Below are 25,255 nucleotides of genomic sequence, written 5' to 3'. Positions count from 1 at the left end.
GGGCGCTTCCCCGGCGCCCGCCCCTCCCGCCATCCCTCCCCGACCCCTCCGATCGAAGGCCTCTCCGTGACCACGGCACCCTCAATCACCCGCCGCCGCGCGCGTCCACGCACGGCGCTGTGGGTTCTCGTTCTCCCGTTCGTCGTCATGTTCGTACTGTTCTTCGTCGCGCCCATCGTCTTCGCGCTCGTCCAGAGCATGTTCGCCACCCGCAACTCCGGGCTCGGACTCGGGGCGCCGGAGACGGTGTTCGTCTTCGTCGAGAATTACGCTCGCGCGTTCGACGATCCCGCGTTTCTCGCGAGCCTGGGTCGCCTGCTGGTGTTCTCGGTCATCGAAGTACCACTCATGGTGTTCACCGCCCTCTCACTCGCCCTGCTGATCGACAGCGGCCGCGCACGTGCACCGCGCTTCTTCCGCGTGCTTTACTTCGCGCCCTACGGAGTGCCGGGCGTCATCGCCACCCTGCTGTGGGGCTTCCTGTACGTGCCGGCCACGAGCCCCGTGCTGCAGGTGCTGTCGAGCCTCGGCCTCGACGTCGATCCGCTGTCCAGCGGCAACGTGCTGTTCGCGATCGCGAACATCGCCCTGTGGGGGTTCGCCGGCTACAACATGGTCATCCTGCTTGCCGCGCTGGATGCGATCCCCTCCGAGCTCTATGAGGCGGCCCGGATGGACGGCGCGTCGGCCTGGTCGATCATGTGGAACATCAAGCTGCCGCTGGTACGGCCCTCGATCATCCTCGTGACCGTCTTCACGATCATCGGCACGCTGCAGCTGTTCGTCGAGCCCCTCGTGCTTGCGCCTCTCACGACGGCGATCAACTCCACCTTCACCCCCAACATGGCGGCCTACAACCAGGCGTTCGCGCAGGGCAACCCGAATCTCGCGGCGGCGATGGCGGTCATCGTCGCACTCATCGGGTTCGTGTTCTCGTTCGGATTCCTCCGCCTGGTCAACCGGAAGGGGAACCGCGCATGGTGACCACGCAAGTGCCAGCACCGCGCCGCCGTCGTGGCGGTCGGGAGGGCACCGTCAGCGGTGCGACTGCCGTCAACGTCGTCCTCGTCGTCGCGACGATCTACTTCCTGCTGCCGCTGGTATGGGTGCTGGTGGCGGCCACGAAATCGCCGGGCGACCTCTTCAGCTCGTTCGGCCTGTGGTTCTCCGATAGCCCGCAGGCGTGGGAGAACCTCGTGACGCTGTTCACACAGGACGGCGGCATCTTCACGCGCTGGGTGCTCAACAGCATCCTCTACTCGGGCGCCGGCGCCCTGGTCGCGATGGTGCTGTCGGCGGCGTGCGGATATGCGATCGCGAAGTACTCCTTCTGGGGTCGGGAGGCGCTCTTCTCGACGATCCTCGGCGGAGTTCTCGTGCCGGCGACCGTCATCGCGCTCCCGCTGTACTTCCTGCTCAACACCGTCGGCCTCACGGGCACGTACTGGGCCGTGCTGCTGCCGAGCATGGTGAGCCCGTTCGGGGTGTATCTCGCGCGCATCCACGCCAATGCGAGCGTGCCCGACGAGATCATCGAAGCCGCGCGCATTGACGGTGCCGGCGACCTGCGCATCTTCGCGACGATGGCCGTGCGCATGATGAGCCCGGCACTGGTGACGATCTTCCTGTTCCAGTTCGTGACCATCTGGAACAACTACCTGCTGCCTCTTGTGATGCTCAACGATACGAAGACGTTCCCCGTCACCCTGGGCTTGACCCTCTGGAACTCTCAGACCCAGCGCGACCCGATGTTCTACCAGCTCGTGGTGACCGGATCCGCGGTGTCGGCGGTGCTCCTGGTGGTCCTCATGGTCGCGATGCAGAGGTTCTGGCGGGCCGACCTCACCGCCGGCGCCACAAAGGGCTGACCTCGCTTCGCTGCCGTTCCGCACTGCCCCGTTCCACGATCATGCGGGTCTGGTCCGTTCCGCAGTCACTTTTTGCGGGTCATCGCCACGAGAACCCGCAAAAAGTGACTGCGGAGCGTTAAGGACATCGCGGGCGGAGCGGGCGGAGCGGGCGGAGCGGCGCGGGCGGAGCGGGCAGGGCACCGCGCGAAACGAGGCGATGGATCAGCCCTTGCGGTGCTCGCGGTAGGCGCGGGGGCTTACGCCGTGCACGCGCCGGAACTGCCGGGAGAAGTAGAAGGCGTCGTCGAAGCCCGTCGCGCGACCGACTTCGGCGACCGTCATGTCGGTCGTGTCCAACAGCACGCGTGCCCGCGCCATCTTCAGCGCGTTGTGGTGGGCGAGCACCCCTCCCCCGGTGGCGTCGCGGAACAGGGCGGCCAGGTGCGAGGGCGACAGGCCCACCATTGCCGCGAGCTCTGCAACCTGCACGCGCCCGTCGATCCGCTCCTCGAGGTAGCGCATCGCGCGTTCGAGCGGGGTGCCATCGACGGCCAGGCGCCGGTCGACGGCGAGTTGCGTGAACAGCCGCCAGGCCATTCCGGATGTCGCCACGAGCCGCGCGGGGGTGGTGTCGCGCGCGAGAGAGCGGGAGATCTCATCCAGCAGCGCGGTCGCCTTCTCCACGCTTCGCAGCGACAGGGTGACGTGGCCGCCGTCGACGCCGCACGCGTCGACGAGCTCCGCGACATCGGTTCCCCGTGCGTGACACCACCAGATGGTCCAGGGGTCGTCGCCCGCCGCGCCGTAGGCGTGCGGAGTGCCCGCCGGGATGACGATCGCCGTCGAACTCCCCACCCGCGTGCGAACGCCCGAGACGTCGACCCATCCCGCGCCGGCGACACACACGATGACGATCGTCTCGGGAATACCGCTCGGGCGATGGCGACCGTGATGCTCCGCGCGGGGAAAGTACCCGGCATCGGTCACTGTCATGCGGCGGGTGACCCCGCGAGAGCGCCGTCTCGACCAGTGGGCGGGGCACGACGCTGAGGAGCTGGTGCTCGAAGCCGTCGGGCCGTTCGAGGTATCCACCGTCCATCGCGCCATTGTCGCACCGCCGCCGCGAGCCCTGGACGAGTGACGGCGGAATCGGAAACTGGCCAGCGGATCGTCCAGGTCGGAGCGCCCTTCGACCATGGTGACTCCTGTTGGAGGCGGGTTAGCGTTCACGGGTGACACGGAACGACGACGCCCCGAGCCGCATCCTGCTTCCCGACGCCCCCGCCGACCAGGCCGCGATCCTCGCCGAGGGCGGCGTCGCGTGCTGGAGTGAGCCGGTGTGGATTGACACGTACGAACCGGGCGACCCCGACCCCTACCCACTGTTCCTGGATCGCAGGGTCTATCAGGGCTCGAGCGGGCGGGTGTACCCGCTGCCGATGATCGACGCGGTCTCGGCGGAGAAGAAGCCGCGGCGGTGGAACGCGATCCACCTCGAGAACGCCTACGTGCGGCTGATGCTGCTCCCCGAGATCGGCGGGCGCATCCACATCGGGTTCGACAAGGTCGCCGGCTACGACTTCTTCTACCGCAACAACGTCATCAAACCGGCCCTGGTGGGCCTCGCCGGCCCGTGGATCTCGGGCGGCGTGGAGTTCAACTGGCCGCAGCACCACCGCCCGGCGACGTTCCTGCCGGTAGACGCACGCATCGAACGGGAAGACGACGGCGCCGTCGTGGTGTGGCACAGCGACATCGACCCTCTGCAGCGGATGCGCGGAACGCACGGCATCCGCGTGCGGCCGGGCTCGTCCCTCATCGAAGCCGACGTGCACCTGCACAACCGCACCGATGGGACGCAGACCTTCCTGTGGTGGGCGAACGTCGCCGCGGCCTCCCACGAGCGGTACCAGTCATTCTTCCCCGACGACGTGGCCTACGTCGCAGATCACGCGCGACGCGCGATATCGGCGTTCCCGCGAGCGGATCGGCCGTACTACGGCGTGGACTACCCGGCGCTGGCCGCGCAGCGCGCCGACGCCGACCGCATCGATGTGTACAGCAACATTCCCGTGCCCACGTCGTACATGATCACCGACACCGACGACGCGTTCTTCGGCGGATACGATCACGCCGCCGACGCCGGCTTCGTGCACTGGGCCGATCCGGCGATCTCGCCCGGCAAGAAGCAGTGGACCTGGGGGGACGGCGAGATCGGCCGCGCATGGGATGCGCAGCTGACCGACACCGACGGTCCTTACGTCGAGCTCATGGCCGGTGTCTTCACCGACAATCAGCCCGACTTCGCCTGGCTGCTGCCCGGTGAGACCAAGCGCTTCCGTCAGTACTGGTACCCGATCCATCGAACGGGCCCCGTGCGACAGGCGACGACGGATGCGGCGATCTCCGTGGATGCGAAGCCCGGCGGCACGCGGATCGGCGTCGCAGTCACCCGCGCCTACGACGGGCTCACGGTGTCGGCCGCCATCGGCGAAGACGAGGTGTGGCAGTGGAGCGGCACGCTCTCCCCCGCCACGCCCCTCGTGCAGGTGGTCGATGCACGATCGGCGTGCTCCGCCGACGTCGATCGTGTGACGCTGCGCCACGGCGACGTCGTGCTGGTCGAGTGGCGGGCGCGTGACTCGACCCACGGGGAGCCGTGGGTGGCGACCGAGCCCTCGGCGCCTACCGAGATCGCCTCGACCGATGAGCTTCTGGTCACCGCGACGCACCTGCAGCAGTATCGGCACCCGACGCGCGATGCCCTCCCCTACCTGCGCGAGGCGCTCCGGCGTGACCCGGGTGACACCCGCGCCGCCACCGCTCTCGGCGCATGGCACCTCCGCCGCGGCGAGTACGCGCTTGCGCTCGAGGCACTCCAGACCGCCGTCAGCCGGGCGACCGCGCGTAACCTCAGCCCGCGCGACGGCGAGCCGCTGTACCTGCTCGGCCTCGTGCACGAGCGCCTCGGCGATGACGCTGCCGCCGACCGCGCGTTCGCCCGCGCCGGGTGGAACGCGGCGTGGTCCGTTCCCTCTGCTCTCGCGCGGGCCCGCATCGCGCTGCGCGCCGGGCGCTCCGTCGACGCGCGCTACCTTGCCGAGACGGCCGGCGCTGTGCCCGAGGCGCGGCGCCTCGTCGCCCTGGCGGATCCGGACGCCATGGGCGCGCTCGCGCTCGCGAGGCACCTGCACCGGGACGACCCGCTCGATGCCGCATCCGCTGCGCTGGTGCGCGCACTCGCCGCGCCGGCGCCCGGCACCGCCGACGAGGCGCCGGAGGCCGACTCCCTCACCCCGCTCGATGAGCGCACCGCGCTCGACGTCGGGGCGGAGTTCGAACGCGCGGCGCGCCTGGATGTCGCGCTGGCGGCAACCGAGGCGCCCGCGTCGAGCACACCGGCGGCCGGACGGGCGGGCCCGCTGCGTCATTACCTGCGCGCGCTTTGGCTCGACCGTGCCGGAGAGCCTGCAGCCGCGAGCGCCGAGCGGCGCGCGGGAGCGGCCGCCGACGCATCGCTGGCGTTCCCCGCCGGACTAGAGCAGTACGACGCGCTCCGCGCAGCCGTACGCGCTGACAGCACGGACGCGACCGCCGCGGGACTGCTCGGCATGTGGCTCCTCGACGCCGGGCGACACACCGACGCGGTCACAGCACTGCAGACCGCCGCAGATGCGGGTTCGACCGACCCTGTCATGTGGCGGAACCTTGCGCTGGCGCGGGTCGCCGCGACCGGCGACGACGAAGGCGCCGACGCGGCGCTGCGTCACGCCCTGCATCTGCGCGCCGATGCCCGCCTCGTGCTCGAACGCGACCTGCTGGCGGAGCGACGCGGCCTCGATGCGGGTGCCCGCCTCGCCCTGCTCAACGAGCACGCCCCTCTCATCGGCACTCGGGATGACCTCGCGCTGCGGCACGTGTCCCTGCTGCTCGACCTCGACCGCATCTGGGAGGCGTGGCGGGTGCTCACCTCGCGCGAGTTCCGCCCGTTCGAAGGCGGCGAGGGTCGCGTGATCGCAGCCTTCGACCGGGCGATCTGCGCCCAGGCGCGTGCGCTCCTCGCCGACGGCACCCCCGACGCGCTCGTCGAGGCTGCACAGCTGCTCACGCTCTCCGTGCCGGCGCATCTCGGCGAGGGTCGCCACCCCGCGGAACCGGCGCTCGAGCGCATCGTGCTTCTCGGCGATGTGCGTGCGGCCCAGGGCGCCGCGGATGCCGCGCGCGCCACGTGGGCGAGCGCGGTAGCGCCGACGCCGCTCGCGGTCGCCGAGCGGCCAGCCGATGCGCTCACGTTCTGGCGCGGGATCGCGCACCTTCGCCTTGGTGATGCCGATGCGGCAGAGGCCGCATGGCGTGTGCTCGGCGAGCGCGCACAGGCGCTGCACGAGGCCCCCGACGCGGTCGACTACTTCGCGACCTCCCTGCCCGAGCTGACGGTCTTCGACACCGGCACCGCCGCCGCGCGACGGCGTACTGCCGACGAGCTCGACGAGCTGGCCACCCGCGGTCGCGCCCTCACGCGGGCCGCCGCACTCGAGACGAATCGACAGGAGGCATCTGCATGACCGAGCGCTATCTCGGCGCAGGAACCGTCACCCGAGACGAGACGGCGCTGACCGGACCTGTTCCCGCCCACCTCCCCCAGCGACTGACGATCACCCTGTGGGACTTCTCCTGGTACACCCGCGCCGGCGAGGGTGAGCCCTACGCCGACATCGACGCGGCGATGGCCGACGCCGCCTCCCTCGGATACAACGCCGTGCGCATCTGTGCCGCACCACTGCTCATCGCCGGCGGACTGGGCCTGGACAGCACGATCACCATCGAGGGAATGGGCGTCTCACCCGCCGGAGGCTTCTTCGGACAGCGCACCCGGTGGTATGACGCCCCAGGCGGCTACGAGATTGATGTACGCGCACGCCTGCTCGAGCTGTTCGATGCGGCCGAGCGGCACGGCCTTGTGGTGCTCCTCGCGAGCTGGGAGTACCAGCAGTCCCCAGCCTTCGCGGCGTCGTCGGCGTGGTTCGACGCCATCGACGCCGTTCGTCTCGCCGACCGCTACCGCTTGCTGGCCGATGCGTGGGATCGCCTCCTGGGAGAGCTCACCGACGCCGGTCACCGCGACCGCATCGCGATGGTCGAGCTGCACAACGAGGTGGACTTCTCGATCCTCCCAGCGCTCGAAGACGGCGGCGCCGCCGAGGTCGCGCGCCTGCGCGCGGCGCATCCTGATCTGCTCGTCACAGCCAGCTACGGCAAGCCTCCCCACCTGGCGATGCACCGCGTGCCCGCCGGACTCGGTGCGGCACAGTTCCACGTGTACAGCTACGGGGTACTCGACGAGCTGCAGAGGCTGGTCGATATCCGCTCCGAGGGCAGTGCGGTCTTTCCGAACGAGGCGTTCGAGCGGATGCTGCGTTCCGACGCCCCGTCGGTCGCAGCGTACGGGCGGGCAGCCGAGTGGAAATACCGCGCGACGGTCGTGACCGATCAGATGTTCTACGGGTATGACCAACTGGATCCCGCGCTGTGGGATGCATGGCTCGAGAAGCACTATCCGCGGTTCGACGAGGTGATGCGACGCGAGATCGAGTCACGCACGATCGCGATCGCCGCGTGGGCGCGCTGGCAGGATGTGCCGGCGGTCGTGGGCGAGGGGTGGGTCGGGTATACGCCCCTGCACGGCACGTTCGAAGAGGGGCCGATTGGTCGCTCTCTCGCCGAGCACGGCATCGACACCGCGTTGGAGCACGGCGTGTGGGGCCTGGTGCTCTGCTCGAACGCGGCCCCGCATCACCCGATGTGGCAGCTGCGCGACTGGCAGCGCGAGGTGAACGAGCGCATCCTCACCGCCTGACCCCGATTCCAGGGTCAGAACGGTGCGACGGCCTCACCGGTCGGATCAAAGCCCGGTGGTGGTGGGTCGGGCATGAACACCACCCGCGGTGGTGGACCGTCGATGTATTCCAACCCGGAGGGCGCGGTGAACCGCAACCTTCCGCCGGGTTCCTGCACGACCGTCCACCCGGCTGCCTGTTTCATCGTGTGGTGTCGTTTGCAGAACGCCCCGACATTGTCGACGTCGGTCTTTCCACCCAGCGCCCAGTCTTCCCGGTGATCCCAGTCGCAATCCCGCGCGGGCCGTCGGCACCCGGGGAACCGGCACCGGATATCCCGCGCCACCAGGTACCGCTTCTGCTCCGCCGTCACGAACCGGCGATCAACCGCGAGCACGGCACCGGTGACGGGGTCGAGGAACACCCGGTCGAAGCTGGGGACATTGCCCGCAAGGATCTTCGCCGTTTCGGGGTCCACCGCGCACTTCCCGTCCAGCTCCGCCCCACCGGTCGTGGTTCCCGCGAGCGTTGTCGCCGGCACCGTCACCTGCACGTGAGCTCGGATCGCACCCAACCCACCCTCGACCGCGGTCGGGTCAACCGACGGTGAGGAGGTCAGCATCATGTCCAACAGCACGTCGGTGCGGATCTGATCCAGCGTCCGCTCATCGAACCACAGGTTCTCCGTCGCGTCGCTTCCGCCCGCCGCGCACGACTCCCCTGGCTCGGCCAGTCCGAAACTCACGCCCACGTCCGTCGCCGCTATCTCGCCGTCGCCTTGCGGAGGGTCCGGCTGCTTGGCGTCGCGTCCGGCGGCGGCGGCGGTGTCGGCAGCGGCACGCGCGGCTGCTTCGCGCCGGACCGCACGGTCGGCGGCCTTGATGGCCTTCCCCTGCCGGGTCAGCCGATCATGCACCCCGCGCACCTCCACCGACGGCCCAATCACACCCAGCATCGACATCCCGTCACGGAGATCCTCGACCCACACCCGCCGGTCCAGGACCGCTACATCGTGGCGCTCCTGCATGGTCTTCGGGTTGTGCTTCTCCACCACCTGCTCCGCAAACGACCTCACACGCCCAGCAGACGTCTTCTCCGCGTAAGCGAGCACCTCAGCCTCATACGCGGCACGCGCCTCATCGTCGGAAAGATCCGCTCCGGCATCGACGATCACCCGCACATGCGCGCGAGACACCCGCCCCTCACGCCACGCCTCCCACGACGCCTGAAACTCCGTCATCGTACGGTGCGCTTCGAACAGCTGCGTCTGCAGCGTGCGATCACTCACCCGAGCGTCGACCGCGAGCTCCGCCGCCATCGACCGCAACGGCATCTCCCGCTCCCGCGTCGACGCATCACGCAACCGCGCCATCTGCTCCTGGGTCAACGCATACGCGTCAGCATGCGTCCGCGCCAACTCCGCCTCCGCAGCAGCAATCATCACCCGGAGCCGACGTGCCTCGGCGACGAGTTCCCGCGTGCGGAGGGCATCTGCCTCCCGCTGCTTCTCGTCGCTCATCACGCCCCCGGTTCGATCTCTGACTACTTCGAGACTAGGGAGGGCCACCGACATTCCACCCGAAAAACCGCCGACCGTACGGGAAATCGACAAACTTCTTCTCGAGCCAGCCCGTTTCCCGCCGAGCCACCCCTTTCCCCACCAGCGAGCGCCGAAAGCCACCCCGCTCCGCCGCCACCCTTATCCGGATATTGACATACCCGCTTCCTATCCGGAAAATGTAATAGGCCGAAGGTATCCGGAAATCCGCATAGCGCGGGGCCGCAGACAGCATCACCCGAAGCAAGGAAGGCGCCATGTCGACGGCACGAACCCGCATCCAATCGCCGAGCGACATCGGCCTCGTGATTCAGCAGGCGCGCCTTGCGCGGGGCCTCTCGCAGACCGCTCTCGCCGACCAGCTCGGGCTGTCGCAGCGATCCGTGAGCGAGATCGAATCGGGCAAGCCGACGATATACATGCGCAAGGTGTTCGATCTCCTCCGCGCGACCGGTGTCGAACTGTCCGCCGAGCTGCCCCCCGAAGACGAATGAGACTCGCCGTCGAGCTGTACGACGAGGTGATCGGACACCTCGTCGGCGACGCGCGGACCTTCGACATCGAGATCTCCCGCGACGCGATGGCCCGGTTCGGCACGAACAGCCGCGTTCTGTCGACGGCGGTGCCCCTATCGCCTCGCCCGCCCCGTCATCATGCGGGCCGCCGTCGCAACTGGTTCGCCGAGCTGCTGCCCGAGGGCGACCAGCTCGAGCACATGCTCTCTCGCCGCGGGCTCCGGCGTGGCGATGTGCCGGCCTTCCTCGCGGCATACGGCCGCGACGTCGCAGGAGCCCTCCAGATCTGGGATGTCGATGACCCGACCGAGCCCCCTACCGGGCGCGCCATCCCGGTCGATGCGGCTCAGATCAGGCGACTGCTCGAAGACCCGCTCTCCGCACCGCTCGGCAACGACCCCGTGGCCGGAAAGTCGTCTCTCGGGGGCGTTCAACCGAAGGTCGTACTCGCGCGGACCGACGACGGCTGGGCCCGCGTCACCGGCGGCTTCCCCTCGACGCACATTCTCAAACCGCAGCTTTCACAGCTTCCGACCGTCATCTTCGACGAGGAGTACGGAGCGCGCCTGGCCCGCGGGATGCAGCTCGCCGCGTTCGACACACACGTCACGTCGTTCGATGGCCTCCCGACCCTTGTCGTCGAACGCTTCGACCGAGCGACCGGCACCCGCATCCACCAGGAGGACTTCAGCCAGGCGCTCGGAGCGACCGGAAACCAGAAGTATCAGGAGATCGGCGGCGTCGTCAGCCTTGCCCGCGTGGCGGATGTGCTGGCGCGGCATGCGCGCTCCGACGATCTCCACGCGCTCGCACGGATGCTGGTGCTCACCGTCGCGGTCGGCAACCTCGACCTGCACACGAAGAACCTCGCCCTGCTGCACGCCAGAGACGGCGATGTGACGCTGGCACCGGCGTACGACGTCGTTCCGATGGCCCACCGGACGGATGTGGATGGGCGCGTCGCGCTGGCCGTCAACGGTCAATATGTGCACGCCCGACTGACGGCGGCCGACCTCGTCGCCGAAGCATCGGCGTGGGGCGTCCGCCGCGCCGACCGCGTGGTCGAGTCCACGCTCGATGAACTCCGTGCCCTGATCGATGCGGAGACCCCGCTCGACGGTGCGGCATCTCGTCTGCACGACCGCGTTCGGACGTACATCGGGAACCTCATCAACGGTCATCGCGTCGGCAAGGAACCCTGACCGCGGCCCACGCGGGGCGGAGCACCGGGGCATGGTTCTTCATCGTCTTCATCCCGCTCGCCGGTACCGTGGTGCTGCTTGTCTTCACCCTGCTCTCGCAACGCCCCGGAGGATCGCGTTTCGACGCGAACCCGCAGCCGTCTTGATCGCCCGCTCGCTGGAGGTGACCAGCCGAAGATCGTTCTTGCACAGCTGGATGAAGCCACCGACACGGCACCCCTCGCGCAGCGAGCGCGGTCCCGAGCCAGCAGGTGTCAGAGCAACCGCACGACACAGGTGGCGCCGGGGGTGCGCGCGAGCTTCGCATCCATCGTGACCAGGTCAGCCCCCGCCCGCTCCGCGAGCGCGACGTAGGCGGCGTCGTAGGCCGTCGCGTTCGCCGCGAGGTCGCCCATGCGTCTCAGCAGCGGAGCGATGGAGTGCTCGTCGACGTCAGCCTGCTCCAGGGAACCGAGCGCGGCAGCGAGCTGCTCCGGCGTGATGGCTCCGCCGAGCATGCGGCCGCGCAACGCGCTCGCGACCTCGACCAGGAAGTGACCGGGAACGAGCCAGGAAAGGTCCTCGCCGAGCACATCGAGGGCATCGAGACGTCGAGCAGAGGACGGGTCCAGAGCCTCCGCCATGATCGAGGCGTCGACGACCACCGTCATGCGGCACTGTCACGGTCGCGACGGATGAGTTCCGTCGCCGTCGCACCCGCGCCCTCCCCCGCCGTCGCGGGTCTGACGCCATCGAGCCAACGTCGGCGGCGGGCCTGTCTCGCCTCCCGATCGAGCACATCGAGGAGGTAATGCTGCAGCGAGACGCCTTCCCGGCGTGCGGCCTCGATCAGTTCCCCGCGCACGTCGTCAGGCACGTGTCGCACCTGAATCGCCACCATGCATGCATTTTCGCATGCACGTGGGAAGGCGGCAAGTGCCCTCAGCGCATCGCCTGCAGCGACTCCCACCGTTCGCGCAGTGTGCGGCGCCTGCCCGAGACGAGCAGCAGCGGGTCTCCGAGCGACCTGCTCCAGTCCTCGGGCACCGGCACGCCCAGGGCCCGGAGCATCGGCTGCGCCCGCTGCGACGGCGACCCCTTCAGGCCGAACGCGGACATCATCGCGCTCACGGTCACCCCGCCGCGCGAGGCGCGAAAGGCGTCGTTGACCGATCCGGCGATCCACAGCACGGCGGCCGCGGCTGCCGCATCGCTGGATCTGCGGCGAAAGATCGCTGGGTCGGCGGCCGCGATCCGCGCGAGGATCCGCCGCGCGGCCGTGCGCAGCTCCGTTCGCCTCGCGTCATCCGCGAAGAGATTCGCCACGGCGTCGTCCGCGAGTGCGCCCACGCCGCGCACCCGCTCGCCCACGTCGTCGGCAGTGCCCGTGAGGTCGAGCGGCTCGTCGGGCAGCGGTGTGTCATCCAGCGCCTCCATGGCCTCGGGTCCGCCGACGGCGCTCTCGACGAGCTCGATGAAGAACGACACGTCCGCGTCGTCGAACGAGGGGAACTCCGCATCGTCGTCGGCAGCGCCGTCGAGCGGCGGCAGCATCCCCATCTGCTCGAGAAGCGCTTCGGGCCCCTGTCGTCGCGGCGACGAGATCGCGTCGAGGTACTGCGGCTCGAACTCGTCGACGGCTGCAATGGTGGCGGTGGTCAGGTGCTCGGGGATGCTGCGCTCAGCGTGCGCGAACGTCACCACGTGCCGCATCACCTCGGGCACCCGCCGCAGATAAGCCGCGTCGGCGACGATCTTGCGCGGCACCAGGTCGAGCAGCGCGATCTCAACCGTGACCGGCGACCACCGCAGCGGGTCTCCGCCCAGCTGCTGCGCCCCGAGCCACAGCAGCGTCTCGACGATGTCGGCATCGTCCGAGCCCTTCCTCCTGCGCAGGCCGCGCCCGTGCGGAGAGGCCATGATCCGCTCGGCGAGCGCCTCGATCTGGTCGCTCTCGATCTCCTCCGTTGCGTACCCACTGCCACCGGCGGGCAGAAGGCGCAGCATCCACTCGACGAGCGGACGCACCGCCGGCCACGTCTCGGTCTCGAACGGTGGATACGTGATGCGCCCGAACCGCACCGCGTCGTCGATCTTCGCCCGCGCGTCGGCCAGCGTGATCTCACGCGTGAAGGTCTCGCCCGGCGACTCCGCGCCCAGCAGGCTGTCGAGGCGGGCGACGACTTCGGCGATCGGCGCGTCGATGACAAACGCGTCTTTGACCACCGTGCCCATGTTGTGGTCGACGTAGACGAGCACCGTCATATCGCCCGCCGGCAGGTGCACTCCGAGCGCGACGTTCTCGCCGTCACCCAGCACGTGCCCCATCTGCACGGCCCGCACCGGGCGGATCTCATCCAGCCGCGTCAGCCAGGACGGGAAGGGATGCCGCCGCGCGGCGACCTCCCGATCGACACGGCGCTGCCTCACCTCGTCGCCGGCGAGCCGTGTCAGCACGAGCAGGAGCGCGTCGGTCGGCATCCGCGCCGCCTCGCGGAACATGACGATCAGCTCGTCCACGCTCGGCAGGTCGACGTCGTCGTCGGGTCGCTTCTCGAACGGCGAAGGCTCGTCCGCCGACGGGATGCCCGCCAGCAACGTGCTGGCGTAGATCAGCAGGTCGACCGGATGCGGCGAGGCGAGCGTCTTGGCGACCTCGGTCTCAAGCACGAGCATTCCGGTGTCGGCCGCGGGCTCCGGCGGCTCGAGCGGCTCCGGCGGCCGACCGAGCCCGAAGGATGCGCCGGCGGGCGACGGAGGGCGCGGGCTGCGCCGCTGCTGCGGACGACGGTTCTTCGGGCGACGGCTGCTCACCCGACGACGGTATCGCGCCTCTGTCGCGAACGCGCCGGCCTCCGCTATGGTTCCAGCACACGCGGGAGTGGAGGGAGGGTTCTCATGGCGCATGATCTGACGACGCCCTACGTGCCCGGGCCGCCTCTCGAGGTGGACCTTCCCTCCGGGTGGACCTTCACGACGGATGCTGCCGGTTACGTCGCCGGAAGCGGCCCCTGTCCGTGGTGTCTCGGGCCCGCGTATGGCCCGCCGCTCCTCGGTGCCGATAGCGATGCAGCCGACAGCGACGCCGACACCTCCGACACGGACACCGGGCCGACGACGAGGGAGTTCATCGCGGCGTGCAGCTGCGGTGGTCCGCACGGCAAGGACCACCAGCCGTCGTGCGGTCGCACCTTCCTCGTGCGTGCCTCTCGAGAGGGGCCGACGTGACAGCCCCGCATGATCTCGCTGCCCTCAAGCAGCTGCAGGACCACCGTGCCGGCGAACTGGCGCGTGTGCGCACGCGCGCCGAGAAGTGGATCCCGGGTCTCGCTGCGGTCACCGGGGTGCTGACCACGGCCGTGGTCGTGAAGGGTGCCGAGACCTTCACGAAGGCTCCCGCGTCCACCCAGTTCACGATCATCGCGCTGATGATCGCCGGTGCTGTCGCCGTAGGCACCGGCGTCTTCTGCGCCTACGCTGCGGCGCACGGGAATCCGTTCGGCGACGACGAACTGTCGCGTCGCGCCGATCAGCAGAAGGTGGATGGCGCGTACGAGGACTGGAACGCGGCAGTGCGCGCAGAGGTCTCGCGCGCACGTCGACTACTCACTGCGGCAGTCATCGCCACGCTTGTCGGCACGGCGAGCCTTGGGACGGCGGTGGTGGTGACGTGGTTCGCGCCGGCGACCGGCTCCGGCGCCACCACATGCCTCGTCACCGATGACGGTTTCGTGCGCATCGAGGGCACGGCACCGGTCGTGGTCGACGGTGAGCTGCGCGTCGTGCCGTGCGCCGAAACGTGACGACGGCTATCGCGTGATGCGATCAGCTGGGCGCCGTGGCCCCGCGCGTCACGACGGCGATGACGTCGGAGCCGTCCGCCTTTCTTCATTTCCGTCCGCCTTTCTTCCTCCCGAAGTAGAATGCGGATATGGCGCTCAACATCAAAGATCCGGAGGCCGATCGCCTCGCGCGGGCGCTCGCCGCCGCCACCGGCGAGAGCATCACCGTCGCCGCACGCGCCGCGTTCGCCGAGCGCCTCGCACGGGTGCAGGCACGAGACACCGCCCCCGAGGTGCTCGCCGAGCTCGAGAGCATCATCGCGCGAGCGCGAGAACGCGAGACCCTCGACGACCGAGCCACGGATGAGATCCTCGGCTACGACGGTGCCGGACTGCCTACGTGACCATCGCGGTCGACACCTCGGCGCTCATGGCGATCGTGCTCGGCGAGCGCGACGCCCTTCCCTTCGCCCGGGCGCTCGCCGCAAACAGCGGCGACGCGTGCGTCAGCGCCGCCACACTGGTCGAGGCCACGATCGTCGCAGAAGCACGCCAGGGAAGTGCTGCCGCGCAAGACCTCGCGGCCGTGCTGCGGGAGACGCGCATCCGCACCGTTCCGCTCGATGCCACGCAGGCGTCGATCGCGTCGGCCGCGTGGCGCCGCTTCGGCAAAGGGCGCCATACCGCCGCACTCAACCTTGGCGACTGCTACTCCTACGCGCTCGCTCGACACTTGGGCGCCCCGCTGCTTTTCAAGGGCGACGGCTTCAGGCAGACCGATATCGCGCCGGTCCTCTGACCGGACTCGAACCCGCCTAGCCGGGTCGTCGAGCGAGCGGAGTGAGACGAAACGTCCGGTCGCGCATCTACCCGCTGACCTCCCGGGTCAGAACGGCGCGACGACCTCATCGGCTGGGTCCTGAGCCGGTGGCGGGTCGGGCATGAACACGACGCGCGGTGGTGGATCGTCGGTGTACTTCAACCCGGAGGGCGCAGTGAACCGCAGCCTGCCACCCGGTTCTTGCACGACCGTCCACCCGGCCGCCTGCTTCATCGCGTGATGCCTTCTGCAGAACGCCCCGACATTGTCGACGTCGGTCTTGCCGCCCAGCGCCCAGTCCTCGCGGTGATCCCAGTCGCAATCCCGGGCGGGGCGTCGGCACCCGGGGAACCGGCACCGGATATCCCGCGCCACCAGATACCGCTTCTGCTCCGCCGTCACGAACCGCCGGTCCACCGCCAGCACGGCCCCGGTGACGGGGTCGAGGAACACCCGATCGAAGCTCGGAACGTTGCCCGCAAGGATCTTCGCCGTTTCGGGGTCCACCGCGCACTTCCCGTCCAGCTCCGCCCCACCGGTGGTGGTTCCTGCGAGCGTTGTCGCCGGCACCGTCACCTGCACGTGAGCCCGGATCGCCCCCAACCCGCCCTCGACACCACCGCCGGTCGGCTCAACCGAGGGTGAGGAGGTGAGCATCATGTCCAGCAGTACGTCGGTGCGGATCTGATCCAGCGTCCGCTCATCGAACCAGACGCTGTCCGACTCTCGCTCCTCGGGCTCCCCAGCGGCATCGCGCTCGGCAGCTTCCCGGCGCACCGCGCGATCGGCGGCCTTGATCGCCTTCCCCTGCCGGGTCAGCCGGTCATGCACACCATGCACCTCCACCGACGGCCCGATCACCCCCAGCATCGACATTCCGTCGCGAAGGTCTTCCACCCACACCCGCCGGTCCAGCACCGCCTCATCGTGCCGCTCCTGCATCGACTTCGGGTTGTGCTTATCCGCCACCTGCTCCGCAAACGGCCTCACGCGCCCGGCGGAGGTCGTCTCCGCGTAAGCGAGCACCTCGGCTTCGTACGCGGCACGCACCTCATCGTCGGAAAGATCCGCGCCGGCATCGACGACCACCCGCACATGCGCACGAGACACCCGCCCCTCACGCCACGCCTCCCACGACGGCCCGAACTGCGTCACCGTGCGGTGCGCCTCGAACAACTGCGTCTGCAACGTGCGATCACTCACCCTCGCATCCACGGCCAGCTCCGCGGCCATCGACCGCAAAGGCATCTCCCGCTCCCGCGTCGACGCATCACGCAACCGCGACATCTGCTCCTGCGCCAGCTCGTACGCGTCAGCATGCGTCCGCGCCAACTCCGCCTCCGCAGCCGCAATCACCACCCGCAGCCGACGTGCCTCAGCGACCAGTTCACGCGTGCGAGCGGCGTCCAACTTCCGCCGATCCTCTTTCGTCATCGCAGCCCCCGCGTCGATTTCTGACTACCTCGAGGGTAGAACATATATACGACACTTAGTGGGACATGCTCTCAATTCGTGAAGAAGAGACGCTGTCCTCGTGGCGACCTCGCGCGCAACCGTTCATTGACGGCGAGTGGGCTCGTGGCGCGACGTGCGCCATCCGCACCGTCCTCGTCCGCGGACATCCCGACCACGGACGGGCCTCAGCCGACACGTGTCTCAGCCTCGGCGCACACCTCCGACTGCGTCCGACTGCGTCCGAGATGACAGACGGTCGCCGCTGAGGCCGACCCCAGCGGTCGCTTCAAGACTGCCGACGCCTCCCGTTCACTGCGCCTTCGCGGGCTCGAAGGAGGACAGCGTCGCATCGAAGTCACCGCCGCCGATGTCGAACATCGGAGTCATCCAGTGGTAGAAGTTGTCACCGCGCGCGCGGAGCTGCCGGTACAGCTCACGCATCAGCTGCGATCGCGTGTCGGCGTAGGCGTCATCGTCGATGCGGTTCACCAGTTCGTGCGGATCGCGCAGCAGGTCATAGAGCTCGTTGACCGACTCCGGATTGACGACGAGCTTGTGCGTGCGGGTGCGGAGCATTCGCTGCGGATACGGGAAGTGGTGACCGTGGTACTCGCAGAGGATGCTCTCGGCCCACTCCGGGTGGTCGCCGCGAACCAGCGGGAGGAGCGATCGGCTGTCCACGGCCGGCGCAGTGTCACGGCCGGCGATGTCGAGGATCGTCGCGGTGAAGTCGGTGAGCGAGACGAACTCCTCCCGCACCTGCCCGGCCGGCTCACCGGGCAGGCGAATGAGTCCCGGGATGCGGTAGACCTCCTCATACATCGCGGGACCCTTGTCGTGAAGTCGATGAGCCCCGGTGAATTCCCCATGGTCGGCGGTCATCATGACGGCCGTCGAATCCGTCAGCCCGAGCCGGTCGACGGCGTCGAGGATGCGGCCGATCTCGTGGTCGATCATCGTGATGTAGCCCCAGTACGCGGCGATGAGCTTGCGACTCGTCTCTTCGCTGAGGGTGTCGAATGTCCACAGCCCGCAGTAGTTCGCCTGCACAGGGGGCTTGTTCTCGAACGTCTCCGCGACCGAGACCGGCAGTTCGACGAGGTCGGGATCGTACATGTCGAAGAACTCGTCCGGCAGGATGTACGGCAGGTGCGGACCGAAGAAGTGGGTGGCAAGGAAAAACGGGGCGGGCTCGTGACCGTCAGAACCCGCGGCGAAGCGCTCCAGCATCTCGATCGTGCGATCGGCGAGGTAATGCTCGAACGTCGCCTCGAGCGGTTGATGGAGTCGCGCGGCGAGAAGATTGCCCTCGGAACCGTTCGGCGTCGTCCCTCTCACCTTGTCGCTGATCGCGTACGCGGGAAGCCCGCGCTCGGCGAGATAGGCGAGGTAGTCGGGATGATCGACGGGGTTGTGCCAGCCTTCGAAGTGGGGCCCTTCGAAGCCGTACGAGGAGGCCTGTTTGCGAACACCGCCGTGCCACTTCCCAAGGAGGCCCAGGTTGTACCCCGCCGCCCTCAGGTCCTCCGCGAAGGTGAACTGGCCGTCCGCGAGATCTTCGAGGTAGCCCACGTTCCGCTCATAGTTGGCCAGCAGCTTGTGCCGAAAGGGGGCGGCACCGGTGAGCAGGCTGGCCCGCGCAGGCGTGCAGATCGCCGTTGGGGTGAATGTCTCGGCGAACCGGGTGCCCGTGGCGGCGAGGCGATCGAGGTGCGGCGTGCGCACCACCTCGTTGCCGTAACTGCCCAACGTCGACTGGGTGTGCTGGTCGGTCATGAGGAAGAGAATGTTGGTCATACGGGAGTTGCGCGCCTTCCGGGGACGGGATGGATGCTGATCATGCTCGGATCCGCTCTCCCTCGCATCGCATGAGGCGGAACGGCACTTCATGGTGACCGCCCGGGAGCTCGGCGGGTGCCGCAAGGAGATCGAGGATCATCCTCGACGCCGCTTCCACCCCCGAGTCGACGGTGGCGAAGGGAGGGATAGAGAAGCGCCCCTCCTCGATGTCGTCGAATCCGATGACATCGACATCGCGCGGAACGGCGACGCCGTGGGCTCCGAGTGAGTACAGCGCGCCGAGCGCGAGCGTGTCGTTGAAGCACATGAGTGCGTCGAAGGCCGCACCGCGCTCGATCAGCGCGTCGACGGCTCGCGATCCTTCTGCGCGGTTGAACGGCCCGACCGGGCAGAGCAGCGGTTCGAGGAGCGGGATACCGGCTCCGGCGAGCGCCTGACGGTAGCCGACGAATCGCTGACGGGAGGTCGCCGTGGACCCCTCGTGCTGGACGCCCACCGCCGCGATCCGCGTGCGCCCGCGCGATATCAGATAGTCCGTCGCGGCGTGCGCGGCGGCGACATTGTCGATGCCGACGTGTGTGATGCCGGCCGGGACGACAGCGCGGCCGTGCTCACCGACGACAACCATCGGGGTGCGTGAGCGACGTTCTTCGAGGTCAGCCTTTGTGATGGAGAGAGGGCTCAGAACCAGCCCGTCGAGCGCCGGCATCCCCTCAGCCTCAGCGAATGCCATTTCTGCGGCGCGGTCGCCGCCGGTCTGGGCGATCAGCACCGTCTGGCGTCGCTCCTGGGCCGTCGCGACGAACTGCGCCGCGAATTCGGCGAAGTACGGTTCGCGAAGATCGGGAACGGCGAGGGCGAGCAGACCGCTCGATCCGCCGCGCAGCTGACGCGCAGCGAGGTTGGGCCGATAGTCCAGTTCGCGGATGGCGGCAAGGATGCGTGCGCGCATGTCGTCGCTGACCCACCCCGTGCCGTTGACGACGTTCGAGACCGTCTTCGCGCTGACGCCCACGACGGCGGCAACGTCCGCCAATGTCACACGAGCCATCATCGCCCTCCCGTCATGCTCTACGAGGCCCACCATAGCCCGAAACGGCCGCTTGCGTTCAACGCTGAACTATGTCACGATCTCGTCAACCCGATGACTTCTCGATGTCCCGTCGGGCAAGTAGTTCAACGTTGAATTAATGGCGAAGGAGCATGATGAAGACACTGGGCGGGCGGTACGTGCCGTACCTCTACATCCTCCCCGTCGTCGTCATTTCGGGGGTGTTGATCTACTTCAGCATCGGCTTCAACACCTGGGCGAGCCTGACCGACTGGAACGGCCTCACCCGGATGAACTTCGTCGGGCTCGACAACTATGCGGCTCTGCTGTCCGACCGAACGTTCTGGACGGCGCTGCGCAACACACTCGTCTTCATGGTCGCGACCGTTTTCATCCAGGCGGTGCTCGGTCTCCTGGTCGCGGTGATCGCGAAAGAGCGGCTTCCCGGGAGCAACTTCTTCAAGGCACTCTTCTTCCTTCCGATCGCCATGGCACCCGCGATCATCGCCACGGTCTTCCGGTACATGCTCGAGACGAACTTCGGGTCGCTCAACGAGTCGCTTCGCGCGCTCGGGCTGCTCGGCCAGGGTGAGGTGATCGAATGGCTCGGCCGTGACCTCGGGCTCTGGTCGATCATCGTGATCAACATCTTCCAGTGGATGGGCTTCTCGATGATGATCTACTTCGCGGGTCTCATGTCCATCCCCGATGAGCTGTACGAGGCCGCCACGCTCGACGGAGCGGGATGGTGGCGCCGTCTGTGGTCCATCACGATCCCGTCGCTGCGCGGGACGACGAGTGTGCTCATCATCCTCGGCATCGTCGGTGCCCTGAAGACCTTCGACATCGTGTGGCTGACCACAGGTGGAGGCCCCGGTGACTCGACGCAGTTTCTCTCGACCTACCTGTATCAGGAGCGTTCCAACAGGGAAGCCGGCTACGCCTCCGCGATTGGGATGGTCATCCTCCTGCTCGCCTTCCTTCTCTCACTGGTGCAGATGCGCGTGAGCGGACGGAGGAAGTGACGATGCGAAAGCAGATCCTGGCACGCGTAGCCATGTACGCCGCCCTGGGGGCGCTCGCCGCCTTGTGGCTCTACCCGATCGGCGTCGCCGTCTACATGTCGATCTCGGTGGGTGGATGGAACAACTACGCCGTCGTCCTCACTCACGAGTCATTCGACTACTGGTCGGCGATCGGCAACAGCTTTCTCATGGCCGGCGTCTCGGCGCTCGTGATCATGCTCATTTCGGCACTGGCGGGCTATGCGTTCTCCAAGATGCAGTTCCGCGGCCGCGAGGTGATCTATCGACTCCTTCTCGCCTGCCTCGCCGTCCCCGTCGCTGCCGTGGTGACTCCCCTCTTCTTCACGATCAACACGCTCGAACTGCGCAACACCTACGTCGGCGTCATCATCCCGCTCATCGCTTTCAACGCGCTGATGATGATTCTGCTCATGCGCAACCACTTCGACGCTCTCCCCGACGAGCTAATTGAGGCCGCCACCCTCGATGGATGCAACTCCTTCGCCGTCTGGTGGCGCGTGCTCCTTCCCCTGAGCGGGCCCACCCTGGCGACCGTGGGGGTCCTCGCCTTCGTCTACTCGTGGAACGAGTACCTGCTGCCGAATCTGCTGCTGTCCTCGCCGGAGCTGTTCCCGGTGACCCAGGCGATATCCCTCCTGCAGGACGACCGAATGAGCCAGGAGCAGATCTCTCAGCTCTACGCCGGTCTCATCCTGATGACGATCCCCTCCGTCATCGTCTACCTGGTCAGCCAGCGCTACCTGCAGGCCGGCGTGACCGCAGGCGCGGTGAAGAGCTGATGACGACGCCCGTCGACACCGAACCGAAGGACCGAACGATGGTGACAGCCGAGCGATACCGCAACCCGCTGGGGTATTCCGATGGCATCGCCCGCACCGACCCCGACCCGTTCGTGCTGCGCTACCGCGGGCTCTACTACTGCTACTCGACGGGCGAGACGCAGGTGAACGTGAGCGTCTCGAGTGATCTCGTGTCCTGGACGCGCGTCGGGGCGGCGCTGCAGGTGCCGGGCCGCACTCATTACTGGGCACCGTGCACGATCTACGTCGACGGCGTCTTCTACCTCTATGTCTCGAGCAGACCCGCCGGGTCGACCGACCCGCACGACGAGGTGCTGCAACTGGCCACGAGCCACCATCCAACGGGTCCGTTCACGCTGGTCACCCAGTTCTTCGACACGTTCTCGATCGATCCGCATGTCGTGCCCGACGGTGAGGGCGGGTACGTCATGTTCTATTCGACGAACGACGTCACGGGCCTCGACGACGAGTACGTCGGCACGTCGATCGTCGCCGATCGCCTGCTCGACTTCGATCGCCTCGAGGGTCGGCCCCGCGTGATCGTACGCCCCTCCCTCGAACAGGAGGTCTTCGAGCACGACAGGTTCGGCGATGGTCGCGACTGGTACACCATCGAGGGTGCGACGTACCTCACTCGAGGCGACCGCGCGTATCTCACCTACTCGGGCAACGCGTACGAGCGCCCCGACTACTTCATCGGTCAGGCTGGCGCCGTCCTCGACGGCGCACCCCACGACCTGGTGTGGCGCAAGCATCCGAACGATCACGAATATGCCCCGCTCATGCGTCGCAACGGCGACGTCGAAGGCACGGGGCACAACTCCGTCGTGCGCGCCCCGAACCTCGTCGACGACTGGATCGTCTACCACGGGCGGGATGCCGCGGATCCGCTCGACCCTCAGGTCGAACAGCGCACGATGCGCATCGATCCGCTGCTGCACACCACGCGATGCCTGATCACCACCGGCCCGGGTTCCACGGAGCTCGACGCTCCGGCACGACCCCAGGTCTCCGACGATTTCTCCGGCGCCGAGCTCGATGCTCGCTGGGACGTGCGAGAAGGACGCGTGCACCTCGCGGACGATCGCGTCTGCACAACTGCTGCCGAGCGCACGCGCCTCGAGACATCGGCGGCCGCGTCAGCGTACGTCGCCGAGGTGTGGATGCGCGTCGAGATCTCCGATCGCGGCGCCCGAGCGGGCGTGGTCGTCGCCGCCAACGGAGACGATGACGTCGTCGAGGTGCTGGCGGATGCGGCGACGTCGCAGTTGATCGCACGACGCTGGCTCCGCGGCGTCGGCACCGTGATCGCCCGCACCGAGTTGCGCCGGGCACGGCTTGACCGGTGGCAGCAGCTGCAGGTTCGCCGAATGTTCGACCGCGTCGAGGTTCGTGTCGGTGATTCGACGACACTGGCATTCCCGGTGCCGGAGATCGCTGCGCGGTTCGGCCTCGTGTCGGAGCGCACAGCTACCGAGTTCTCCGCCTTCTCCTTCACCGGCCACATGGACCTCTGGGGCCAAGACCTCGATCACGCGGGGCACGTGTTCTCCGTTCAGCCGCGCCGCGACCCGGGAGCAACCGGGCTTGTCGCACCCCCCGGACGCAGCGTCGTCCTCGAGGGCGACAGCGATTCGTCGTCAGCGATGGTGCACGAGTTCGCCCTGCCGACGCCGGGGAGCCGCGTGCTCTTCGCACCGTGGGGGGCCGAAGCGGTGCGTCTGCTGGTGGAAGCGGACGCATACACCCTCTTGCGACCCGGCGACGCCTCGCAGCGCTACCCGATGGACCCGCCCTTCACCGACGCAGCGGGCGTCGCGGTGCGCAGCACCCGGCAGGGTCGACAGGCCCTCGTGCAGGTCGGGCGACGAATCCATCCTCTGACCTTCGACGACTCCGCCTCATCGCGGCAGCGCATCGAGCTCACCGGGGCAGGTCTCACTCGGTACGAGTGGACGGCCCATCCGACCCCATCCATCCAATGATCACCTTGCAAAGGAGCACATCGATGAAAACAGCACTGCGTACCCGCACACTCTCCGCGATCGCGTTAGCCGCCACGGGGGCGCTCGCGCTGGCCGGCTGCGGCAGCTCGGGCGGCGATGCCGATACCGGAGGCACCGTCACCCTTACCTTCAGTTCCTGGCTGCCCACGCAGGACCAGTGGAGTGAGATCATCGAGGCGTTCGAGGAGGAGAACCCCGACATCGACATCGAGTTCTCCCGTGACGAGGACTACGCGTCCTATCTCACGAACCTCGACAATGCGATCCTCGCCGGCGAGACTCCCGACCTTTACGGCGTGCAGGTCGGGTCGTCGTTCGACGATTATGCAGAGTTCGCTCTCCCGGTCGACGACTACGCCGCCGGATGGATCGATGGGGTGAGCGAGGGCGCTCTGGAGCAGACCACCACCACCGACGGCACTCTCGCAGCCGTACCCCTGCTCACCGCCGGCATGCAGTTCTACCTCTACAACCAGACGCTGTTCGAAGAACTCGGACTGTCGCTGCCGACCGACTACGACTCGTTGCTGGAGATGAGCGAGGCGGCTCGCGAGGCGGGCATCGCACCGATGGCGATGGGTGCCGGCGACACATGGCACAGCGCCGACTTCTTCGTCTGGCTCAGCAATCAGTTCGGCGAAGGCGGCGACATCTACCGGGCCGCGAGCGGGGACATCCCCTGGGACTCCGACAGCCTCGTCGCCGCCGCCGAAGTCTGGCAGAGCCTGTTCGCCGATGGAATCTTCCAGGACGGAGCGACCACGACGACGACCTACCCGTCTGCTCGTGACGACTATTTCCTGGCGCGGCGCGCCCTGGGCATGCCGACCGGCTCATGGCATGTCGGAGCCACCCTCTCGACGAGCCCCGAGGTGCCGGGTAGCGAGGTCGAGGGCGATGCGATCGGTATGGCCCCGTTCCCCACGCTCGGTGAGACGGATGCCGGTGCGACGTCGGGCGTCGATTTCGCCATCGCCGTGAGCGGCGACATCGATGAGGCCAAGCAGGAGGCCGCGGCGACATTCGTCGAGTTCATGGCCGTCGGTGCCGGTCAGCAGATCTGGGTCAACCGTCTGCAGGGCTTCCCGGTCGCCACCGACGTCGACGTTGAGCTCAAGGAAGGTGAGAGCGAGTTGGCGCAGGAAAGCGTGGCGCTGGTTACCGAGACGATGCAGGCGAGCGAGTATCCCCGCAAGCTGGTCTCGCCGGGCAACGACTCTCTCGAGACCGATCTCGGTGTCGTGCTGCAGAACATCGCCGATGGAGCCGACCCCGCGTCGGAGCTGGCGACGCTCAACGACTGACGTCCGAGCAGACGTCGCGATCCGCCGGGGGCCAGCCGTCCCCGGCGGATCGCGCTGTCTCACGAGGTGGTGGCGACGGCACGAACCACGTCGCCGCCTCCGGGCGTTGCTCAGCGCCGGTCCGGAGGTGGACTTCCCGAGGTGACGGCCGGTGCGGTCGCCCCACCGCTCGTGGGAGTCTGCTCGTCGTCCTTCATCGCGCGCATCTCGCCCTTAACAGACGGGCCGACTGGCCCATGCTCTTGGCCCG

At 68.2% G+C, this 25,255-nt stretch carries 23 protein-coding genes; 15 read left to right on the top strand and 8 right to left on the bottom strand.

Annotated elements, in window-relative coordinates; translation table 11 throughout:
* The first annotated feature begins 66 nt into the window (after positions 1 to 66).
* The gene (locus tag B3S45_RS10490; protein ID WP_286720491.1) at positions 67 to 984 is read left to right on the top strand and encodes a carbohydrate ABC transporter permease; all 918 of its coding nucleotides are present in this window, start codon (positions 67 to 69) and stop codon (positions 982 to 984) included.
* On the top strand, positions 978 to 1,868 hold the full coding sequence (locus B3S45_RS10485; protein ID WP_286720489.1) for a carbohydrate ABC transporter permease: 891 nt from the start codon (positions 978 to 980) through the stop codon (positions 1,866 to 1,868). The genes B3S45_RS10490 and B3S45_RS10485 overlap by 7 nt, the downstream gene beginning before the upstream one ends.
* Before the next feature lie 204 nt (positions 1,869 to 2,072).
* Here the strand turns inward: B3S45_RS10485 and B3S45_RS10480 are convergent, their stop codons facing one another.
* Positions 2,073 to 2,843: an AraC family transcriptional regulator gene (locus tag B3S45_RS10480; RefSeq protein ID WP_286720487.1), complete on the bottom strand. Its 771-nt coding sequence runs from the start codon at positions 2,841 to 2,843 to the stop codon at positions 2,073 to 2,075.
* 7 nt (positions 2,844 to 2,850) lie between these two features.
* On the opposite strand from B3S45_RS10480, the gene B3S45_RS10475 reads away from it, so the two are divergent.
* The 3 genes from B3S45_RS10475 (at position 2,851) to B3S45_RS10465 (ending at position 7,707) form a co-directional block, all read left to right on the top strand.
* Complete coding sequence (locus B3S45_RS10475; RefSeq protein ID WP_286720486.1) at positions 2,851 to 2,991, top strand: hypothetical protein; 141 nt, start codon at positions 2,851 to 2,853, stop codon at positions 2,989 to 2,991.
* Positions 2,992 to 3,082: 91 nt separating this feature from the next.
* Positions 3,083 to 6,415 (top strand): DUF5107 domain-containing protein, encoded by a 3,333-nt coding sequence (locus B3S45_RS10470; RefSeq protein WP_286720485.1) that lies wholly within the window; start codon positions 3,083 to 3,085, stop codon positions 6,413 to 6,415.
* A complete protein-coding gene (locus B3S45_RS10465) occupies positions 6,412 to 7,707 on the top strand; it encodes a cellulase-like family protein (RefSeq protein WP_286720483.1) in 1,296 nt (431 codons plus the stop codon). Before B3S45_RS10470 ends, B3S45_RS10465 begins: the two co-directional genes overlap by 4 nt.
* 14 nt (positions 7,708 to 7,721) lie before the next feature.
* On the opposite strand, the gene B3S45_RS10460 is transcribed toward B3S45_RS10465, so the two are convergent.
* Positions 7,722 to 9,368: an HNH endonuclease signature motif containing protein gene (locus tag B3S45_RS10460; RefSeq protein ID WP_286720481.1), complete on the bottom strand. Its 1,647-nt coding sequence runs from the start codon at positions 9,366 to 9,368 to the stop codon at positions 7,722 to 7,724.
* A gap of 134 nt (positions 9,369 to 9,502) precedes the next feature.
* On the opposite strand from B3S45_RS10460, the gene B3S45_RS10455 reads away from it, so the two are divergent.
* A complete protein-coding gene (locus tag B3S45_RS10455; protein WP_071045529.1) occupies positions 9,503 to 9,739 on the top strand; it encodes a helix-turn-helix domain-containing protein in 237 nt (78 codons plus the stop codon).
* A complete protein-coding gene (locus B3S45_RS10450; RefSeq protein WP_286720478.1) occupies positions 9,736 to 10,962 on the top strand; it encodes a type II toxin-antitoxin system HipA family toxin in 1,227 nt (408 codons plus the stop codon). Before B3S45_RS10455 ends, B3S45_RS10450 begins: the two co-directional genes overlap by 4 nt.
* Before the next feature lie 254 nt (positions 10,963 to 11,216).
* Here the strand turns inward: B3S45_RS10450 and B3S45_RS10445 are convergent, their stop codons facing one another.
* Genes B3S45_RS10445 through B3S45_RS10435 form a run of 3 tightly spaced genes read right to left on the bottom strand, consistent with a single transcriptional unit; the run spans position 11,217 to position 13,755 of the window.
* Positions 11,217 to 11,612 (bottom strand): type II toxin-antitoxin system VapC family toxin, encoded by a 396-nt coding sequence (locus tag B3S45_RS10445; protein WP_071045527.1) that lies wholly within the window; start codon positions 11,610 to 11,612, stop codon positions 11,217 to 11,219.
* Positions 11,609 to 11,842, bottom strand: a complete 234-nt coding sequence (locus tag B3S45_RS10440) for a hypothetical protein (protein ID WP_071045526.1) — start codon at positions 11,840 to 11,842, stop codon at positions 11,609 to 11,611. The genes B3S45_RS10445 and B3S45_RS10440 overlap by 4 nt, the downstream gene beginning before the upstream one ends.
* 41 nt (positions 11,843 to 11,883) lie before the next feature.
* Positions 11,884 to 13,755: a hypothetical protein gene (locus tag B3S45_RS10435; RefSeq protein WP_286720474.1), complete on the bottom strand. Its 1,872-nt coding sequence runs from the start codon at positions 13,753 to 13,755 to the stop codon at positions 11,884 to 11,886.
* 84 nt (positions 13,756 to 13,839) lie between these two features.
* On the opposite strand from B3S45_RS10435, the gene B3S45_RS10430 reads away from it, so the two are divergent.
* From B3S45_RS10430 to B3S45_RS10415, 4 genes are all read left to right on the top strand, one after another.
* Entirely contained in the window at positions 13,840 to 14,169 is a 330-nt protein-coding gene (locus B3S45_RS10430; protein ID WP_286720472.1) for a hypothetical protein, read from the top strand.
* Complete coding sequence (locus B3S45_RS10425; RefSeq protein WP_286720470.1) at positions 14,166 to 14,744, top strand: hypothetical protein; 579 nt, start codon at positions 14,166 to 14,168, stop codon at positions 14,742 to 14,744. The genes B3S45_RS10430 and B3S45_RS10425 overlap by 4 nt, the downstream gene beginning before the upstream one ends.
* 128 nt (positions 14,745 to 14,872) lie before the next feature.
* Complete coding sequence (locus tag B3S45_RS10420; protein WP_286720468.1) at positions 14,873 to 15,127, top strand: type II toxin-antitoxin system VapB family antitoxin; 255 nt, start codon at positions 14,873 to 14,875, stop codon at positions 15,125 to 15,127.
* The gene (locus tag B3S45_RS10415) at positions 15,124 to 15,522 is read left to right on the top strand and encodes a type II toxin-antitoxin system VapC family toxin (RefSeq protein WP_286720466.1); all 399 of its coding nucleotides are present in this window, start codon (positions 15,124 to 15,126) and stop codon (positions 15,520 to 15,522) included. The genes B3S45_RS10420 and B3S45_RS10415 overlap by 4 nt, the downstream gene beginning before the upstream one ends.
* Positions 15,523 to 15,609: 87 nt before the next feature.
* On the opposite strand, the gene B3S45_RS10410 is transcribed toward B3S45_RS10415, so the two are convergent.
* From B3S45_RS10410 to B3S45_RS10400, 3 genes are all read right to left on the bottom strand, one after another.
* Complete coding sequence (locus B3S45_RS10410) at positions 15,610 to 16,953, bottom strand: HNH endonuclease signature motif containing protein (protein WP_286720464.1); 1,344 nt, start codon at positions 16,951 to 16,953, stop codon at positions 15,610 to 15,612.
* Between the two features lie 354 nt (positions 16,954 to 17,307).
* Positions 17,308 to 18,795 carry a sulfatase-like hydrolase/transferase gene (locus B3S45_RS10405; RefSeq protein WP_194383704.1) on the bottom strand — a complete coding sequence of 496 codons (1,488 nt, stop codon included), beginning with the start codon at positions 18,793 to 18,795 and terminating at the stop codon, positions 17,308 to 17,310.
* 40 nt (positions 18,796 to 18,835) lie between these two features.
* The gene (locus tag B3S45_RS10400; RefSeq protein ID WP_390178892.1) at positions 18,836 to 19,849 is read right to left on the bottom strand and encodes a LacI family DNA-binding transcriptional regulator; all 1,014 of its coding nucleotides are present in this window, start codon (positions 19,847 to 19,849) and stop codon (positions 18,836 to 18,838) included.
* Positions 19,850 to 20,001: 152 nt separating this feature from the next.
* Between B3S45_RS10400 and B3S45_RS10395 the strand changes: the two genes are divergently transcribed.
* Genes B3S45_RS10395 through B3S45_RS10380 form a run of 4 tightly spaced genes read left to right on the top strand, consistent with a single transcriptional unit; the run spans position 20,002 to position 25,005 of the window.
* Positions 20,002 to 20,874 (top strand): carbohydrate ABC transporter permease, encoded by an 873-nt coding sequence (locus B3S45_RS10395; protein WP_228480812.1) that lies wholly within the window; start codon positions 20,002 to 20,004, stop codon positions 20,872 to 20,874.
* Between the two features lie 2 nt (positions 20,875 to 20,876).
* Complete coding sequence (locus B3S45_RS10390) at positions 20,877 to 21,674, top strand: carbohydrate ABC transporter permease (RefSeq protein ID WP_194383706.1); 798 nt, start codon at positions 20,877 to 20,879, stop codon at positions 21,672 to 21,674.
* A gap of 38 nt (positions 21,675 to 21,712) precedes the next feature.
* Complete coding sequence (locus tag B3S45_RS10385; RefSeq protein ID WP_286720459.1) at positions 21,713 to 23,680, top strand: glycoside hydrolase family 43 protein; 1,968 nt, start codon at positions 21,713 to 21,715, stop codon at positions 23,678 to 23,680.
* 23 nt (positions 23,681 to 23,703) lie between these two features.
* Positions 23,704 to 25,005, top strand: a complete 1,302-nt coding sequence (locus tag B3S45_RS10380; RefSeq protein WP_194383708.1) for an ABC transporter substrate-binding protein — start codon at positions 23,704 to 23,706, stop codon at positions 25,003 to 25,005.
* The last annotated feature ends 250 nt before the right edge of the window (positions 25,006 to 25,255 follow it).

The organism is Microbacterium sp. UBA1612 (assembly GCF_002321605.1).
Lineage (GTDB): Bacteria > Actinomycetota > Actinomycetes > Actinomycetales > Microbacteriaceae > Microbacterium > Microbacterium luteum.
Note: the sequence above shows the minus strand (reverse complement) of the source record. Positions and strands in the feature narration are given on the sequence as shown.

Coding starts and splice junctions, on each gene's coding strand:
- B3S45_RS10465 (WP_286720483.1), top strand. CDS start 6,412: ATGACCGAGCGCTATCTCGGCGCAGGAACCGTCACCCGAGACGAGACG.
- B3S45_RS10380 (WP_194383708.1), top strand. CDS start 23,704: ATGAAAACAGCACTGCGTACCCGCACACTCTCCGCGATCGCGTTAGCC.
- B3S45_RS10400 (WP_390178892.1), bottom strand. CDS start 19,849: ATGGCTCGTGTGACATTGGCGGACGTTGCCGCCGTCGTGGGCGTCAGC.
- B3S45_RS10455 (WP_071045529.1), top strand. CDS start 9,503: ATGTCGACGGCACGAACCCGCATCCAATCGCCGAGCGACATCGGCCTC.
- B3S45_RS10385 (WP_286720459.1), top strand. CDS start 21,713: ATGGTGACAGCCGAGCGATACCGCAACCCGCTGGGGTATTCCGATGGC.
- B3S45_RS10480 (WP_286720487.1), bottom strand. CDS start 2,843: ATGACAGTGACCGATGCCGGGTACTTTCCCCGCGCGGAGCATCACGGT.
- B3S45_RS10445 (WP_071045527.1), bottom strand. CDS start 11,612: ATGACGGTGGTCGTCGACGCCTCGATCATGGCGGAGGCTCTGGACCCG.
- B3S45_RS10405 (WP_194383704.1), bottom strand. CDS start 18,795: ATGACCAACATTCTCTTCCTCATGACCGACCAGCACACCCAGTCGACG.
- B3S45_RS10485 (WP_286720489.1), top strand. CDS start 978: ATGGTGACCACGCAAGTGCCAGCACCGCGCCGCCGTCGTGGCGGTCGG.
- B3S45_RS10440 (WP_071045526.1), bottom strand. CDS start 11,842: ATGGTGGCGATTCAGGTGCGACACGTGCCTGACGACGTGCGCGGGGAA.
- B3S45_RS10390 (WP_194383706.1), top strand. CDS start 20,877: ATGCGAAAGCAGATCCTGGCACGCGTAGCCATGTACGCCGCCCTGGGG.
- B3S45_RS10450 (WP_286720478.1), top strand. CDS start 9,736: ATGAGACTCGCCGTCGAGCTGTACGACGAGGTGATCGGACACCTCGTC.
- B3S45_RS10395 (WP_228480812.1), top strand. CDS start 20,002: ATGATGAAGACACTGGGCGGGCGGTACGTGCCGTACCTCTACATCCTC.
- B3S45_RS10420 (WP_286720468.1), top strand. CDS start 14,873: ATGGCGCTCAACATCAAAGATCCGGAGGCCGATCGCCTCGCGCGGGCG.
- B3S45_RS10430 (WP_286720472.1), top strand. CDS start 13,840: ATGGCGCATGATCTGACGACGCCCTACGTGCCCGGGCCGCCTCTCGAG.